Origin of the sequence: Cytobacillus sp. FSL R7-0680 (genome assembly GCF_038009245.1) — a bacterium.
Classification (GTDB): domain Bacteria; phylum Bacillota; class Bacilli; order Bacillales; family Cytobacillaceae; genus Cytobacillus; species Cytobacillus kochii.
In genome coordinates this window covers 3898939-3915179 of the sequence record NZ_JBBPAO010000001.1, presented here as the reverse complement: position 1 = coordinate 3915179, position 16241 = coordinate 3898939, and the positions used below count along the sequence as shown (strand labels likewise).

Sequence of the window (16241 nt, the reverse complement as noted above, 5' to 3'; positions counted from 1 at the left end):
ATTATCCTCTGCCTTCCGCTCTTCTTTTAATTAGAATGATAGCAAAAACTGGTGCACCAATTAACGCAGTAATGACACCAATAGGTAACTCAGTAGGTGAAATGACTGTTCTTGCAAATAAATCAGCAAGTATTAAAAACCCCGCACCTGTCATCATCGATAAAGGGAGCAAGTGTCTATGGTCTGGTCCCCATAGCAATCTGGTCAGATGCGGAATGACTAAGCCGACAAATCCGATTGTACCTGACACTGCTACAGCGGCACCAGTTAAAATCGATCCGGCAATTAAGACCATCATCTTACGTTTCTGTACATTCACCCCGATATGACGAGCTCTTTCTTCGCCGAATGACATCGCATTTAATTCCTTGCTATTGGCAATGAGCATCGCAGAACCAATGATAAAGAAAGGAAGGATGATTTGAACATAGTCCCAACCTCTCATCGATACGCTTCCTAACAACCACCCAATAATCTGTCTCAGTTCATCCCCGGTTAAAGCAATCATTAAGGAAATAAATGCACCTAGAAAAGAACTGAAGATAATACCGGTTAAAATGATTGTCTCTACTCTCATGCCACGATCAATTTGTCGCGCAAAGAAAAGGACAACAATTATCGTTAGAAAAGCTGTTGTAATACTAAATAACGGTAAAGTAAAGGTGCCAACAAACGGAATGGATAAACCGAGAAAGATCGTTAATACAGCACCAACAGAAGCTCCTGAAGACACCCCCAATGTATAAGGGTCTGCTAAAGGGTTCCTTAATAAACCTTGAAAGGCAGCACCTGCTATTGCAAGTGATGCCCCGACGAAGCCCGCCAATACTACTCTAGGCAAGCGAATATTCATAACAATATTACTATGCATTGGATTAACATCATTTCTTATCGGTAAACGTAAGATTTCCGCTCCAATGATATTGAATATATCTAACGGTAGCACTGAAACAGTCCCTATAGAAATCCCCATCATCATTGCTACACATAAGAAAACGAACGCACAGAGATAAGCAACACCTCTATTATTTAAATACTTCTGGGTAAATCGCTTTTGCAAGCTCCTCTACTCCTTCTACAAGTCTAGGACCTGTACGAGTTACCTTATCAGAGTGCACATCATAGACTTGCTTCTCTTTAACGGCTGTTACATCTTGCCAACCTTCTCGACTTAAAAGGGTTTCTACCGCATTTTCCGTATAATACCCGTATGTAGTGATAATCACATCAGGATTTTTTTCGATGACAGCTTCCTCGTCAATTTGTGGCCAACCTTCTTCTTCAATTACATTTTCCGCTTGGATCAAATTGAGCATATCATCAATAAATGTTTTTTGACCGGCAGTATATAAAGAAGGAGCTGCAGAGATTTCTACAAAGACAGATTTTTTCTCTTCAACAGACTTTGCTTTTTCTTCAATTTCTGCCAAACGGGTTTTCATTTCCTCAACTGTTTGATTTGCTTCTTCTGTTGCTCCTGTTGCTTTACCAATCATTTCTATGGAATCATATACTTCTTCAAAATTCTGTGCATCATTGACAATAAGAACAGGAATACCAGCATCTCTTAATTGATCTAAGCCTTCAGTACTATTATGCGCTCCTGAATTATGTGCTAATACAACATCTGGATTTAAAGCAATAATTGCTTCTACATTAAATTCTTGTCCACCGATTTTTTCAATATCAGCTACTTCTTCTGGATAATTATCAAAATCAGATACACCGACTACCTTCTCACCTAACCCTAATTCGAAAGCGATTTCAGTATTACTCGGGATTAATGAAACAATCGCTTCTGGTTCTTCTTCAATCACCACTTCTTGATCCGCAGCATCCGTTAATGTTACAGGAAAAGCGCTAGTTTCAGTACTCTCTTCAACCTTCTCTTCTCCATCTTTTTTCGGTTCAGCTGTGTCATTCCCACATCCAACAAGAATACCTGCTGATAGTAGAATCGAGACTAAAAATAAATACCATTTCTTCATGATTGACCCTCCTTAAAATATAAAACATCCCCATTAGTAGGAGATGTTTGGAAGGAATAATCACGACAAAGAAGCCTTACCAAACACCCCCTATCCTCGTAGGTTACAGTGTTTATGGAAGATAGGCAGGTTTCCTGGCTTATGGTTTATAATCAAAGGCTCCTCCTATACAACATATATAGCAGTTTTCTTTGTTTATTAACCAGTTACAGTGGCGGGACCGCATTGGTTTTACACCAATTTCCCCTATTAAGTCAAAAATTGACACCTATTTCCTTAAATCTACAATTTTCTGTCGATTTTATTATACCTTATCATATTTTGTGGTGCATTATTATTTTTATGAATCAGTTACTTGCCATTCTTTCAGTTTTTTATCAAAAACCAATCTCACGTCTGGAGTGGCTTCCTTCCTCATTGCTTCGAACTCATCATACATATCATCCATATTAGCGAAATCTCCAACTGTCCAGAGCGGTATATTAATTTTTGTACGTGTCTGCTCACTCTGTTCAAAAGAAATTACCAGGCCTTCCTTCATTAAATTTCTTAATGCCCTTAACGCGCCTTCTGGAACTTGCGGATATGTTTTTTTCTTTTTTAGGCCTAATAAAGATTTTTCTACTTTTAAATGCTCCATCTTCATAGCAGCAACGTCGCCAAGCATTTTGTAAAAGTCCTGCCAGTCTCGGTAATAGACCTTATTTAACCAACCGTCATCATGCGCTAAATAACAATAACGATTGCTTAAATGGTTATAGAAAGGTTTCTTTAAATGCTCCTTTACATGACTAAGATATAGGAGCTCAGCAATTGCTTGAGCAGGCAATTCATTTAACGATTCTTCCTCCTCGAAATCTATCCAGCAAAAATCACCATAACTATAAACATCTTCGTTTATTAGTGCTGGCAGGTCTTCATGAGCCACCCAATCAAACATGGTATGTACATTCAGTTCCCCATTATCATACTGATGCTTCACTAATAGAAGATGCCCTGTCCTGTTCTGTAATGATTGCATAAACTCAGAAAATTCAATTCCATAAGAAATAACGGACTGGTCCTTTTCGTTTAATAAGATATAGATGAGATCTCGAACACTATGATTTTTCTTTCGCAATTTAGAAACCTCCGAACTGAAAATAGAAAGACGAAGAGCAAATTAAATTGTACCACCTTTGTTATTACCCTCATACCACACAACTATTTCGTTTTACTGCAATAATTTATACTAACTACATGTAAATCATAAACAACCGATACAATGCGTCATTTCATCCATTTCATTTTAGCAAAGATAAGGAAATACGATTATTAAAAAAACATTACAAAATAACTATTTCAATTCCTGAGTTTTGTTCATACCCTAAAAAAACCTTTTTATATCAAACCAATGATAACAATCCACTTCTAACACATACTATGAAAATAACTAATGGATTAGCATACAATCTTAACTTTTAAATCATACATTACTTTAAGAAATCATGATTTTCCCAGTAAAAGAATGGTAAGATAAGCATATAATCTCCGTTTACAATTTAAGGTATATCCTCGGTTGAAAGGACTTGACCTTTATGATTCAGACGATGACAGAAAACCAAATCGCTTTATTGATCATCAAAGCATTAAAAGATAATAAACAAAAAGAATTTAACAGGATTATAGATGAACTGCAACCGTATGATATTGCTCAAGCTTATGATCATCTGCCTGAAAAGCATAAGAAGCGCTTCTTATTATTTATGACTGCTGACCGCCTTGCCCAGTTGCTAGAGGAATTGAATAAAGACATGCAGCTTGAGGTTTTAAATAAATTAGAAAATGAGAAAACAGGAAAAGTCTTGGATCTAATGGACAATGACGACCTCGCCCTTTTACTTCATGATATGTCAGCTGAGAAAATAGAAGGTCTCCTTGCCGGTATGAAACAAAGTGAATCTCGCATCATTCAGAATATGATGACCTATCCACCAGAAACTGCCGGGCGCTTAATGACTAACCGTTTTGTATGGATTCGTGATTATTACACAGTCCGAGAAGCAGTAGAGAAGTTAAAATCCTTTGCAGAATATGCTGAAACGATTAATTATTTATACGTGATAGATCAAGACAGAAAATTAGTTGGGGTTGTCTCTCACCGTGACTTACTAATCGCAGAGCCCCTCGAGGTTATCCAAGACATTATGTATGAACGGGTCATCTCAGCTGCAGTGACGACAGACCAAGAAGAAGTTGCAAACATGGTCTTAAAATATGATTTTCTTGCTATTCCAATTGTGAATGAAGAAAATGTGCTAATGGGTATTGCCACTGTTGATGACTTGATGGATGTTGTTGTCCAAGAAGCGAATGAAGATATTGAAAAACTATCCGCTTCCGGTAAGGCAATTGACTTTGATACGAAAGCTTTCGTCGCCGCTTATCGAAGGTTACCGTGGCTCATCCTTTTATTATTCATCGGCATTATTTCAGGCAGTATCATAAGCGGGTATGAGGCTACTTTATCGCAAGTCGTAGCCCTCGCCTTTTTCATGCCCATGATTTCTGGTATGACAGGTAACACAGGTACGCAATCATTAGCTGTAGTTGTCCGAGGGCTTGTATCCAATGATTTAAATAAAAAAGTGGTTACGAAACTGATTCTTAGGGAATTAGGGGTAGGCGTGATTATTGGTGTCACTTGTGGTATTTTAATCGCACTGATTGCATTTTTTTGGCAAGGAAATATTTATTTAGGCTTAGTTGTCGGAGTTTCCCTACTTCTTACTTTAATTATCGGGACACTTTCGGGAGCAACTATTCCTTTACTATTATACAAATTCGGGATAGACCCAGCCATAGCTTCCGGGCCTCTTATTACAACATTAAATGACATTTTCTCACTTGTTACGTATTTTGGTATTGCCACAATGTTTATTTCCTACTTAACTTAACATTACTTTTTTATTTTATATTGTAAATAAGGAAACTCTTTCTCAATTCGGTACGTCTATATATACGTTTAAACATATTCCTTTGCAGAAGATCCCTAATGGTTTTTTTCTGTTCGTAGCATTACCTGAATGTATAAAATAAAGATAGGTGTTTATATATGGATCGTATACAAAAAAAGAATGATCGCTTTGATTGGACATTAGCCCTGATATTATTTTTGTTCTGCATCATTAGTTGCACTGCTATTTATAGCGGGCAAACAACAGCACAGTATCCAGATAACTTCGTGCTACAACAAATAATCTTTTATAGTGTAGGTATGATTGTTATCGCCGCCATTATGTACTTTGATTCTGATCAGATAAAGCGAATGACCTGGATCTTATTCGGTATCGGCACAATACTTCAAGCAGGACTTTTTATCGCACCAGAGTCCCTTGCATATGAAGTAAAAGGAGCTAAGCTCTGGTACAACGGTCTACCAGGACCTTCTTTGCAGCCATCCGAGTTCTTTAAAATATTTCTTATCCTCGCACTAAGTAAAGTAATTGTAGATCATTATGCAAAATACACCATGAAAACGGTAAAAAATGACCTTATACTGTTTATTAAGCTTGGGCTCGTTACTTGTGTTCCGCTAGGACTAATCATTTTAGAAGATTTGGGTACGGCGCTCGTTATTATCGCTATTTTCACGGGGATTCTACTTGTATCTGGTATTACTTGGAAAATTATCCTCCCTGTTTACGGAACAGTTGCAGCTGTAGGTGGAACCATCATCTATTACATTATTTGGGCTCCTGAAACATTATTAAAGTATCTATCAGTGGATAACTACCAATTGATGCGAATTTATGCTTGGTTAGATCCGTATACACATAAACAAGGAGCTGGCTTACAACTGTACAATTCTCTTCATGCTATCGGCTCGGGAGAATTGGGTGGTAAAGGTTTTTATGAGAGACAAGTTTATATCCCCGATGTTCACACAGACTTTATTTTCAGTGTCATTGGCGAAGAATACGGCTTTATTGGTGCAAGTGTCGTGATATGCTTATATTTTATACTTATTTTCCACTTAACGAAAATTGCCTTATCAGTCAATGACCCATTTAATACTTATGTCTGCGTTGGCGTTATTAGTTATATAACGTTCCATGTATTTCAAAATATCGGGATGACCATTCAAGTATTACCGATTACAGGTATTCCTCTTCCTTTCATTAGTTATGGGGGTAGCTCCTTAATCGGAAATATGATGGCTATGGGGCTTATTTTTAGCATTAGATTTCACCAGAAGAGTTATATGTTCCAAGACAGCTCTAAATATTATCGTGCATCTTAAGGTTGCTTTTTTAAAAATCTAGCGTATAATAATGGAAAATCAAACGGAAATTCAGTGACGAAGAGAGTAGATGTAGGTGAATTCTAAAGCGAAGCAGGGATGGTGAGAGCCTGCAAGAAAAGCCACATTGAAGCGCACTTCGATAGAAGCATGGCAGAATCCAAGTAGGTCATGTCGGTTGTTCGCCCCGTTACAGGCAAGTAGTAAAGGGGTTCGTCACGAACAATTAGAGTGGTACCGCGGGTTTAAGGCTCGTCTCTCAAATTATGAGAGACGGGCTTTTTTATGTTTTCCTATATTTTTGGAGGTGAAAAAGGTGATAGATTTGAAAAAGACAATCAGTTCATGTATTCAAGTTGCAATAGATAACGCCTTAAGTGAAGGTGAGATTCGTCGCTTGTTAGAAACGCCTAAAACATCCGAACATGGCGATCTCTCTTTCCCATGTTTTGCACTAGCAAAGATTTATAAAGAAAACCCAAATCTATTAGCAAAAGACTTAACAGGAAAGCTAACTCATGAATGGATAGATCATGTTGAAGCAGTTGGGCCATATGTAAATATATTTTTTAATAAAAAAGCAATCAGTCAACTCATTATTCAAGCCGTACTACATCAAGGAGAGAATTACGGACAATCAGGAAGCGGTAAAGGTAAGACAATCGTATTAGACTACTCTAGCCCCAATATCGCCAAACCATTCTCAATGGGGCATCTACGTTCGACAGTCATTGGTCATTCCCTTGCACTTATAGCAGAAAAGCATGGATATGATACAGTTAAGATTAATCATTTAGGCGACTGGGGCACACAATTTGGCAAACTCATTACCGCCTATAAGCATTGGGGAAGTGAAGCTTTAATTAAAAAGGAGCCAATTAAGGAATTACTCCAATTATACGTAAAATTTCACGAGAAAGCTGAGGAACATCCCCACTTGCATGAAGAAGCAAGAGCTTGGTTCAGAAAACTTGAACTTGATGATGCGGAGGCAAAGCAACTTTGGTCTTGGTTTAGAGACGAATCTTTAAAAGAATTCGAGAAAACCTATCAACTGCTCGGTGTCTCTTTTGACTCTAATTATGGGGAGGCCTTTTATAACAATCAAATGAACGCGGTTGTCGATACACTGCAACAATCTGACTTGCTATCTACCTCTGATGGAGCAGAAATCGTACCCTTATCAGATGAAAATCTACCTCCTTGCTTAATTAAGAAATCAGATGGAGCGACTCTTTATGCTACACGCGATATTACGGCAGCCATTTATCGTAAACAAACATACCAATTTGATGAGGCTCTCTATATCGTTGGTCCAGAGCAGTCCATCCACTTCCAACAAGTCAAAGCCGTATTATCTAAAATGGGGCATTCCTGGGCGACACATATCCATCACATCCCATTTGGGTTGTATTTACAAGAAGGTAAGAAGATGTCGACAAGAAAAGGTCGTGTCATATTATTAGAGGAAGTATTACAAGATGCCATACAATTAGCTTCAGAGAATATTGAACAAAAAAATCCTCATCTAAAGAACAAAGATGAGGTAGCTAAAGCTGTTGGTGTAGGAGCAATCATTTTCCATGATTTAAAGAACGAACGAATGAAACAAATAGAATTTTCTTTAGAAGACATGTTAACATTCGAAGGGGAAACCGGTCCGTATGTACAGTATACCCAAGCTAGAGCGCAATCTATTTTAAACAAAAGTCAGCAACAGACTTATAAAATAGAAGGTCTATCTAGTGAATACGCTTGGCAAGTAGCTAAACTTTTATCCCTTTATCCAGATAAGCTCGTCCTTGCCCATGAAAAATCAGCACCGTCCATCATTGCCAAATATTTAATTAGTCTAGCGCAAAGCTTTAACAAATACTATGCTAACGAAAAAATACTTCATAAAGATGAACATTTATCTTCGAGACTCGGTCTTGTCAAAGCAGTAACAATCATCTTAACTGACGGCCTGCATTTACTTGGTATGAAGGTACCTCAGGAGATGTAATTTCACCTTGTACATCAGCTCCCTCTTTAGCCAATTGGGAGCTATATGATTGAATGAAACAAAAGTCTACAGTTAGTTACCACTATATATCCGGCGGCTACAATATGTAGCCTTTTTAAAAAATGCAATCTACCAGGAAAGAGCTAGAAACAGGCTTACTTCGTCATATTTCTAATCCACACTAAACCAAAGCCTACCCTGTATGTCCCTGTTTAAGAGTACCCTTTTTCTTCTCGCCAATGAGCAATATGTCTTTTCCCTAGAACAGTGAAAAAGTAGAGAAGATAAAGAACAACGATGATTAATCCAAAAACATTTTGTTCAAATGCCTTAAGTGCCACACTCAAAATCGTCGTTAAGTATAGAAATGATAGTAATGTAGTAATTTCTTTGTTTTCAAAAACATCGGTTGATCTAGCTCCGAATTGAGAACCTAGTAGCCCACCAGCAAGTAAGAATATCCCCATAAAATAATTAATTTCTACAGTGAATGCGTAGGATAAGAAACCTGCTGAAACAATAAATAGGACTGCAAATAAGCTCGTTCCTACCGCCTCCTTAGGTAACATACCTAGAAAGGCAATCGACATTGGTACAATAATAAACCCTCCACCTACACCTAAAGAAGTGGAAACAAACCCTGCAAACAAGCCGATTAAAACCATTTTTAATATGGAAGGTTGAACTAACCCGCTCACTCCTTGCTGCGCACTTTTCTTCTTAAACATTTGGACAGAAAAGAAAGAAAGCAACACAATATACATAACAGGAATCGCCCATTCATCTAACTGATGAGCATCTAAAAAGACAACAAAAGGATGGGCAATTTGGGTAGCAATGATCCCACTCACCCCTAAAATAATCCCTGCTTTCCAATTAATATTTTTTAATTTTATATGACCGATAATCCCAGAAGATGAACTCCCAATTGTAAATAACAAACTTGTCGCAATTGCCTCAATAGGGGCAAGTCCAATGAGCATTAATAATGGTGTTAATATAAACCCTCCACCGATGCCAAAAAAACCTGACAACACACTAATTAAGGCACCTAGTAGAAAAAACAATATCAATTCCACAATTCCATCACCTTTCTATCAAACAACCATCACCATCATACCCCATAGTAATGAAAAGAAAAAGTGCACATATAATTTCTAAAGGACAAACCACGTAATCTTAAAAAGGGGTTTTCATATATGCAAGAAATTTTACATTTACTTAAAGAATGGTTATTGGAATATGGTGTGTTTGGACTTTTTTTCGTTTCGTTCGCTGACTCTTCTTTCTTCCCCATTCCTCCTGATTTACTTTTGATTCCAATGGGACTAGCAGACAGTGATCATGTGTATTGGTACGCTTTTCTCACTACTTTCGCTTCTGTTATCGGTGCAATCTTTGGCTGGTATATCGGATTACGAGTTGGCAGGCCTGTCCTACGAGCACTTTTTAAAGAGCAACAAATCATGAAAGTAGAACTGTACTTTCAAAAGCTTGGTCCATTGGCCATTCTGATATCTGCCTTTACACCCTTACCGTTTAAGATATTTACGATTTTATCTGGCATCTCAAAAATGAAAATACAGACCGTTGTATTATGGGCAACGATTGGAAGAGGCGCAAGGTTTTATTTTGAAGCTTTTCTCATCCATCAATTAGGCAATAAAGCTGTACCTTTCATAAAAGACCACTTTACGGCATTGACCATTTATATGGCTATATTCATTATTATTATCTTCATCACAACACACTATATCAAAAACAGATTAAATTAATTCCTTAATTATAATTATTATAATTAAGTATTGATTTTAATTTTAAATCAGTTATAATATAGTTAAGACAAAACATTCTTGAGGAGATGACTAAATAATGATTACATTAGATACGAAATTAAACGCTGCCCTAAATACACAAGTTGCTAACTGGAGCCTACTTTATACGAAGTTGCATCGCTATCACTGGTATGTAACAGGTCCACACTTTTTTACACTACATGAAAAATTTGAAGAGTTATATAATGAGGCAGCTGAGGTAGTCGATGAAATGGCTGAACGCATTCTTACAATCGGTGGCAAACCAGTTGCGTCAATGAAAGAATATCTTGAGGTAGCTACACTAAAAGAAAACCTTGATGAAAAATCAGCAGAAAAAATGGTTGAGAACTTAATCAGTGATTATCAACAGTTACGTGCTGAATTAAAAGAGATTACAAAGCTGGCAGATGAAGAAGAGGAACCAGCAGTTGAAGATTATGCAGTTGGCTTAATTAATTCTTTAGATAAACATATTTGGATGCTTAATGCCTATCTAGGCTAAGTACAATAGAAATAAAAAAGAAGCGAGCGAAATAGACTAATAGTTTTTCAGTCTATTCACAATCGCTTCTTTTTTATTTAGCTGTTCCCCCTTATAATAAACATAAGACAATCAACGACTGTTTAAAGGAGGCAACAAATGTTCAACAATGTCATTCAATCAGAAGAAGAATTAGAAGCTCTATTCACGCCCCCAAGTAAAGGAGCTGCTAATAAGGTCATATCTATAATCGATGAACATTGCAAAGACTTTCTTGCTCGTTCACCGTTTCTTTTTTTAGCAACAACGAATAAAGACGGGCAATGTGATAACTCACCACGTGGAGATTATCCTGGGTTCGTACAAGTGTTAGATGAGAAGCATCTAGTTATACCTGATAGACCAGGTAACAGGAGATTAGACAGTATGCACAACATCTTAAGCAACCCACAAGTTGGTCTATTATTTATCATTCCTGGTCTAAATGAAACATTAAGAATTAACGGAAAAGCTTCGATTATTCAAGATGAAGACATCCTAGCTAAAATGGCCGATAAAGGAAAGGCACCTCTCTTAGGGATCGCTGTTGAAGTTGAAGAATGTTTCCTCCATTGCGCTAACTCATTTAACCGAGCGGGAATTTGGAAGCCTGAAACTTGGCTCGAAAAAGAGTCCCTTCCTTCACCCGCGAAAATGTTCGCTGCACATATTGCTACAAATGTCATAGAAAAAGTATAGATCCCTATGACTCACGATTGTTTTAATAGGCTTATAGGTTCCTTCTGAAAGATCTTTTAGGAGGAATCTCAAACCTTTTCAACTTCATCCCAAGTGTATATTTACAATTTCAACTTCATCCCCTCATGCGTTGCTTTAAACCCTATTTTCTCATAAAAATGTTTCGCCTGAGATCGTTGCTTATCTGTTGTTAACTGTACAAGTCGCACCCCTTTTGCTTTCGCTCTCACTATCGCTTCTTTTATTAGGGCTTCACCAAAACCTTCTCCCCTACATTCACTTGCTATCCGCACACCTTCAATGATTGCTCTCCAAGCACCACGATGAGTTAAATAAGGGATATAAGTCAGTTGACAAACACCTACAACATTCTCATCCCATTCTGCTACAATTAATTCATTATGGCTATCTCCACTAATAGCTTCAAACGCTTCTTCATAATCCTGATGTAGGGGGCTGGACACATCTTCTCGACTTGTTCCTAACACATCATCTGCTAATAATTGAACAATCCTTTCTAAATCCTCTCTTTTTGCCTCTCTAAAGATCATCATAACCATCACCTCCTCTCTTATCTTACTTTCCTCACCTTCGCTTTAAAATGACAAATAATCTAAGACTTACCATTCAATTTGATTATCAATTGACATAAAACCTTTTGGTGTTATATTATCAAAATTATAGAACCATAAGGTGTCATATAACTAAGGGGGATATGAAATGAATACAATAAAGGATATTCAACAATCTATCATTTTAAATGCACCAATAAATAAAGTATGGCAACATGTTGCAACTAGTGAGGGAATCGCAGAATGGTTTATGCCTAATAACTTTCAAGCAACAGAGGGATTCACATTTGAAATACAGTCTCCGTTTGGCCCTTCTCCTTGCCAAGTACTAGAAATCGATGAGCCAAATAAATTATCTTTCTCTTGGGATACTGACGGATGGGTTGTCACCTTTTTATTAGAAGAAGTAGACAATAGAACAAAATTCACACTCATTCATAGTGGTTGGAAAGAAGCGAATACAATTCTTACTAAACCAAATGAAAAAAGCGAAATTATTCGTGAACGTATGAATAATGGATGGGAAGCCATCGTGCAAAAACGTTTAATGATGGCAATAGAGCAATCATGACAGCAATTAAGCACGACGTTTTTCAGGCAATTGCTGACCCTACTAGAAGACATGTTCTCCAGCTACTTTCAAAAGAAGAACTATCTATCGCTGCAATCAGTGCTTATTTTCCAATCAGTCGCACGGCGGTAGTCAAACATCTGCATATTCTCTCTGATGCCAACTTAGTGAAGAGCCACAGGAAAGGCAGAGAAAACATCTATCATATTAATCCAGAACCTTTAACAGAAGTAAGCCAGTGGCTGCATTATTATGAACAATTCTGGAATAACAAACTCACTAAATTAAAGTTTATTGTCGAGAATGATAAAGAAGAGTAGTCGTGTTAACGAAGCGAAAATAGGTATAATCAACTAAATTTCATGATATAATGAACCAAACACATTGGAAAGGTTGGTTTTTAAAATGAACAACCAACAAATCGCTTCTATTCCGCGTCCTCTCGTTAAAACGAATCAATGGGTTATCGTCCTAAGTGTAATTGCGACACTGATAACTGGGCAATTCTTCATTTTACTTATTCCCTTACTTGCTGGATTGATTGGCTTACTAACAGGGAATAATCCAGTGATGGTGATAGCTAAAAAGTTTCTCAAAAAACCTTTATCCTCTTATATACCTGAAGATAAAGCGCAACAACAATTTAATCAGTTAATTGCTGTAGTATGTTTAAGTATTGCATTCATTAGCTCTATCATTGGGTGGACAATACTATCTTACTCTTTCGCCATTATTGTCGGATTAGCAGCAACCATTGCTCTTTGTGGCTTTTGTATTGGCTGTTTTATTCACTTTCAGTACAATCAGTATAAATATAGACGCTCTTTGCGTTCGTAAAATAAAAAGCGAGGTCAATATGAGACCCCGCTTTTTTTCTATATTGATTACATTGCAGTTAATCCACCATCAACGATGAATTCAGAACCTGTTGAATAGCTTGATTCATCTGATGCTAAATATAATACTAGGTTAGAAACCTCTTCAGGTTTTGCCATGCGTTTAAGTGGAATATGTTTAGAGAATTCTTCTACTTGTGCTTTCGTATCCTCTTGAATAATCATTGGTGTTTCAATTACTCCAGGATGTACAGAGTTTACACGAATGCCATAGTGAGAGCATTCCATTGCTGCGGCTTTTGTAATCCCACGAACAGCGAATTTCGTATCTGTATAACCGACTGCCCCGGCAACAATACCATTCATAGATGAAATGTTAACGATCGAGCCACCTTCTGCTTTTTGCATGGAAGGAATAACCGCTTTCATCCCTAAGAAAACAGATACTTGGTTAATATCTAGAATACGACGATATTCTTCTTCCGTTGTTTCAAGTAATGATTTAGACATTGTAATACCCGCATTATTTACTAACACATTAACAGGACCGAATACTTCCTCAGCTTTAGCTACAACTGTTGCCCAGTCTTTTTCGGTTGTTACGTTTTGTTTAACGAATAAAGCATTTTCACCTAATTCCTTTGCAACAGCCTCACCTTTTTCTGTGTTTAAATCAGTAATCACTACTTTTGCCCCTTCTTCAATAAATAGACGCGCATGAGCCGCACCCATCCCTTGAGCCGCACCAGTAATAATTGCTACTTTTCCTTCTAATCTTGCCATGTATAATTCCTCCTCTAATCTATCAAAAGTTATTCATGAAACCAGGATAATTGTCACTATTTTTATACTACATATGTAAATTAACAGAATTCTAATCAGTTGTCAAAATAAATGTTTCGAGTATGAAAATAATATTTGCTTAACGCTCTATTTTTCATGTTATACTCTTTATTAAGACACAGTATGAAAGGTGGTAGTCATGGTGGTAAAAGAAGACCGTCGAGTCGTGCGAACACGTACGAATTTAAAAAGTGCCATGTTAAAGCTGTTATCCGAAAAAGACTTTAAAGAGATCTCAATAACAGAAATATCTAAAGTGGCCAATTGTAATCGTGTGACATTTTACTCGCATTATAAAGATAGCTCTCATTTATTAGAAGATATATTTCAAGACTACCTAGAACAACTCGCTCAATATTTCCGTGATAGCTTTAAAGGAAAAAAAAGCTTCTTATTATCTGACCCAACACGTAATGTCCCCATCTTCGAATACGTACAAAAAAATCAATTCGTCTTCTCCCTAATGTTGATTGGCGAAGTGATACCAGGTTCACAAAACCATTTTTGTGAAACCATTACTAGCATTAGTCGCAGTGAGTTACAATTAAAAGAAGAAGTATGGTTTGATATAGAAGCGATTAATTTCTATGAAACCTACGCCCTTTTAGGACTATTTATCTTTTGGATAAAAGAAGACTTTCAAACAACTCCCGAGGAAATGGCTCAAAGACTTTCTTTCCTTCACTCAACCAGCTTGGGAGAGGCCATTGTTAAATAAAATGAACACTTAAGCTATACATAGATTTGTCTATTAAATTGAAATCATTCTACATTGATATGTTCATACCAACTATATTTCTCGTTAATTAAGCTTTGGGTGATGCAACAATTGTTGCCCACCCTATCTTTCTTTAGTTGTGACTGTTTAACAAACTGTGAAAATAGGGATTTTTTAATACAAGACCTTTTAGAGTCTTTCTACTCTTAATGTACGAACAAAACCTTTTTGCTCTGCTATCCTTGGTATTTCCGCTATCGTTGTAACAGCAAATCCCATCAAAAAGGATATACTTAAAACAAAAAAGAAGCATCTTTTTAAGAATGCTTCTTTTTCTATAGGATAATCGCTTACTCTAACAGCAGATTATTTTAATTCAGCTAATACTTCTTCGATTTTAGCAAGCTCAGATTGTAAGCCGCCGCCACTTAAGTACCAAAGAGCACCATCAAGGTAGATCACACGATCATTTTGGTACGCTTGTGTTTTCTTAATAATATCGTTTTCAAGATCTTTTTCGATATTAGAATTGCCATCTACAGCCGCTGTACGGTCGATAACAAATAATACTTCTGGATCAAATTCTAGAATCGCTTCAAAACCGAAGTTTGAACCGTGAGATGAAGATTCGATATCTTGTGTAACTGGTTTGAAGCCGTAAACATCATAGATATAACCAAAACGAGAGTTTTCAGCAAATCCAGAAAGTTTTCCTTCATTATACATAGTCACTAATGAAGTTTCATAGTTGCCAGCTAACTCGTTAATTTCTTCAAGTGCTGTATCGTATTTTGCAAGATATTCTTCTGCTTCTTTTTCTTTATCAAACATTTTTGCAGCTACGTCAACAGAATTTTGGAATGTATCCCAATAAGCATCTTCGCTAGTACCTACAAATACAACTGGTGCAATTTCTTTTAATTCTTCATAAAATGCTGATTGACGACCAGAAATAAAGATAACGTCTGGATCAAGTTCAGCAATATCTTCTAAAAGAGGACCTTTTAAAGAACCAACATTTGTATACTCATCAGATGCATATGCCTCTAAGTGAGATGGCAAAGTAGACTCTTGAGGTAAACCAACTACCCCTTCAACTCCAAGTGCATCTAGTGTATCTAAGAAACCGTAGTCAAAAACAACAATTTTTTCAGGCATGCTTTCAAATTCTACATCTTCAAAGTTAACTGTTGTTCCGGCATCACGACTTTCAGTTGAAGCAACAGTCGGAGACACAGTCATTGGATAAGCAGAACCTTCCGCTGCATTATTTTCTGTTTGTTTATCTTCTGAGTTGCCTGCATCTTCAGCAGTATCGTCATTGGAACCACATGCAGCAAGCATTAAAACAAGCGCTAGAAAAAGACTAGCTAACTTCCATTTCTTCATA

The 16241-nt window shown here is 36.9% G+C and carries 17 protein-coding genes, 1 riboswitch and 1 other annotated feature; of the genes, 10 read left to right on the top strand and 7 right to left on the bottom strand.

What is annotated here, in order from left to right:
* Position 1 precedes the first annotated feature (1 nt).
* From MKY26_RS19615 to MKY26_RS19605, 3 genes are all read right to left on the bottom strand, one after another.
* Entirely contained in the window at positions 2–1060 is a 1059-nt protein-coding gene (locus MKY26_RS19615) for a FecCD family ABC transporter permease (protein ID WP_341098404.1), read from the bottom strand.
* Complete coding sequence (locus MKY26_RS19610; RefSeq protein WP_341098403.1) at positions 1026–1988, bottom strand: ABC transporter substrate-binding protein; 963 nt, start codon at positions 1986–1988, stop codon at positions 1026–1028. The genes MKY26_RS19615 and MKY26_RS19610 overlap by 35 nt, the downstream gene beginning before the upstream one ends.
* Positions 1989–2095: 107 nt before the next feature.
* Positions 2096–2275, bottom strand: a riboswitch (cobalamin riboswitch).
* 53 nt (positions 2276–2328) lie between these two features.
* Positions 2329–3108 (bottom strand): hypothetical protein, encoded by a 780-nt coding sequence (locus tag MKY26_RS19605; RefSeq protein WP_341098402.1) that lies wholly within the window; start codon positions 3106–3108, stop codon positions 2329–2331.
* Between the two features lie 457 nt (positions 3109–3565).
* Between MKY26_RS19605 and mgtE the strand changes: the two genes are divergently transcribed.
* From mgtE to argS, 3 genes are all read left to right on the top strand, one after another.
* Positions 3566–4924, top strand: coding sequence for a magnesium transporter (mgtE, locus tag MKY26_RS19600; protein ID WP_341098401.1), 1359 nt, complete (start codon positions 3566–3568; stop codon positions 4922–4924).
* Between the two features lie 158 nt (positions 4925–5082).
* Positions 5083–6270, top strand: coding sequence for an FtsW/RodA/SpoVE family cell cycle protein (locus tag MKY26_RS19595; RefSeq protein ID WP_095370851.1), 1188 nt, complete (start codon positions 5083–5085; stop codon positions 6268–6270).
* A gap of 45 nt (positions 6271–6315) precedes the next feature.
* Positions 6316–6533 (top strand) — a binding site (T-box leader).
* 56 nt (positions 6534–6589) lie between these two features.
* Positions 6590–8275 carry an arginine--tRNA ligase gene (argS, locus tag MKY26_RS19590; RefSeq protein ID WP_341098708.1) on the top strand — a complete coding sequence of 562 codons (1686 nt, stop codon included), beginning with the start codon at positions 6590–6592 and terminating at the stop codon, positions 8273–8275.
* Between the two features lie 212 nt (positions 8276–8487).
* Here argS and MKY26_RS19585 read toward each other — a convergent pair whose 3' ends face one another.
* Entirely contained in the window at positions 8488–9354 is an 867-nt protein-coding gene (locus MKY26_RS19585) for a sulfite exporter TauE/SafE family protein (protein ID WP_307315469.1), read from the bottom strand.
* A 120-nt stretch (positions 9355–9474) separates the two neighbouring features.
* Between MKY26_RS19585 and MKY26_RS19580 the strand changes: the two genes are divergently transcribed.
* The 3 genes from MKY26_RS19580 (at position 9475) to MKY26_RS19570 (ending at position 11311) form a co-directional block, all read left to right on the top strand.
* Entirely contained in the window at positions 9475–10050 is a 576-nt protein-coding gene (locus MKY26_RS19580) for a YqaA family protein (protein ID WP_095370853.1), read from the top strand.
* Positions 10051–10147: 97 nt separating this feature from the next.
* Entirely contained in the window at positions 10148–10594 is a 447-nt protein-coding gene (locus tag MKY26_RS19575) for a Dps family protein (protein WP_095370854.1), read from the top strand.
* 138 nt (positions 10595–10732) lie between these two features.
* Positions 10733–11311 (top strand): pyridoxamine 5'-phosphate oxidase family protein, encoded by a 579-nt coding sequence (locus MKY26_RS19570; protein ID WP_095370855.1) that lies wholly within the window; start codon positions 10733–10735, stop codon positions 11309–11311.
* 101 nt (positions 11312–11412) lie between these two features.
* Here MKY26_RS19570 and MKY26_RS19565 read toward each other — a convergent pair whose 3' ends face one another.
* Positions 11413–11865: a GNAT family N-acetyltransferase gene (locus MKY26_RS19565; protein ID WP_095370856.1), complete on the bottom strand. Its 453-nt coding sequence runs from the start codon at positions 11863–11865 to the stop codon at positions 11413–11415.
* 166 nt (positions 11866–12031) lie between these two features.
* Here MKY26_RS19565 and MKY26_RS19560 point away from each other — a divergent pair, with 166 nt between their 5' ends.
* From MKY26_RS19560 to MKY26_RS19550, 3 genes are all read left to right on the top strand, one after another.
* The gene (locus MKY26_RS19560) at positions 12032–12454 is read left to right on the top strand and encodes an SRPBCC family protein (protein WP_095370857.1); all 423 of its coding nucleotides are present in this window, start codon (positions 12032–12034) and stop codon (positions 12452–12454) included.
* Positions 12451–12774: an ArsR/SmtB family transcription factor gene (locus MKY26_RS19555; RefSeq protein WP_095370858.1), complete on the top strand. Its 324-nt coding sequence runs from the start codon at positions 12451–12453 to the stop codon at positions 12772–12774. Before MKY26_RS19560 ends, MKY26_RS19555 begins: the two co-directional genes overlap by 4 nt.
* Positions 12775–12859: 85 nt before the next feature.
* Positions 12860–13291 carry a DUF4395 domain-containing protein gene (locus MKY26_RS19550; protein ID WP_095370859.1) on the top strand — a complete coding sequence of 144 codons (432 nt, stop codon included), beginning with the start codon at positions 12860–12862 and terminating at the stop codon, positions 13289–13291.
* A gap of 47 nt (positions 13292–13338) precedes the next feature.
* Here MKY26_RS19550 and MKY26_RS19545 read toward each other — a convergent pair whose 3' ends face one another.
* The gene (locus MKY26_RS19545) at positions 13339–14073 is read right to left on the bottom strand and encodes a glucose 1-dehydrogenase (protein WP_341098397.1); all 735 of its coding nucleotides are present in this window, start codon (positions 14071–14073) and stop codon (positions 13339–13341) included.
* Between the two features lie 199 nt (positions 14074–14272).
* Between MKY26_RS19545 and MKY26_RS19540 the strand changes: the two genes are divergently transcribed.
* Positions 14273–14851, top strand: coding sequence for a TetR/AcrR family transcriptional regulator (locus MKY26_RS19540; protein ID WP_095370861.1), 579 nt, complete (start codon positions 14273–14275; stop codon positions 14849–14851).
* Positions 14852–15217: 366 nt separating this feature from the next.
* Here the strand turns inward: MKY26_RS19540 and MKY26_RS19535 are convergent, their stop codons facing one another.
* Complete coding sequence (locus MKY26_RS19535) at positions 15218–16240, bottom strand: siderophore ABC transporter substrate-binding protein (protein ID WP_095370862.1); 1023 nt, start codon at positions 16238–16240, stop codon at positions 15218–15220.
* Position 16241: the final 1 nt, after the last annotated feature.

Coding starts and splice junctions, on each gene's coding strand:
- MKY26_RS19610 (WP_341098403.1), bottom strand. CDS start 1,988: ATGAAGAAATGGTATTTATTTTTAGTCTCGATTCTACTATCAGCAGGT.
- MKY26_RS19570 (WP_095370855.1), top strand. CDS start 10,733: ATGTTCAACAATGTCATTCAATCAGAAGAAGAATTAGAAGCTCTATTC.
- MKY26_RS19540 (WP_095370861.1), top strand. CDS start 14,273: ATGGTGGTAAAAGAAGACCGTCGAGTCGTGCGAACACGTACGAATTTA.
- MKY26_RS19595 (WP_095370851.1), top strand. CDS start 5,083: ATGGATCGTATACAAAAAAAGAATGATCGCTTTGATTGGACATTAGCC.
- MKY26_RS19535 (WP_095370862.1), bottom strand. CDS start 16,240: ATGAAGAAATGGAAGTTAGCTAGTCTTTTTCTAGCGCTTGTTTTAATG.
- MKY26_RS19560 (WP_095370857.1), top strand. CDS start 12,032: ATGAATACAATAAAGGATATTCAACAATCTATCATTTTAAATGCACCA.
- MKY26_RS19580 (WP_095370853.1), top strand. CDS start 9,475: ATGCAAGAAATTTTACATTTACTTAAAGAATGGTTATTGGAATATGGT.
- mgtE (WP_341098401.1), top strand. CDS start 3,566: ATGATTCAGACGATGACAGAAAACCAAATCGCTTTATTGATCATCAAA.
- MKY26_RS19555 (WP_095370858.1), top strand. CDS start 12,451: ATGACAGCAATTAAGCACGACGTTTTTCAGGCAATTGCTGACCCTACT.
- MKY26_RS19565 (WP_095370856.1), bottom strand. CDS start 11,865: ATGATGATCTTTAGAGAGGCAAAAAGAGAGGATTTAGAAAGGATTGTT.
- MKY26_RS19550 (WP_095370859.1), top strand. CDS start 12,860: ATGAACAACCAACAAATCGCTTCTATTCCGCGTCCTCTCGTTAAAACG.
- MKY26_RS19575 (WP_095370854.1), top strand. CDS start 10,148: ATGATTACATTAGATACGAAATTAAACGCTGCCCTAAATACACAAGTT.
- MKY26_RS19545 (WP_341098397.1), bottom strand. CDS start 14,073: ATGGCAAGATTAGAAGGAAAAGTAGCAATTATTACTGGTGCGGCTCAA.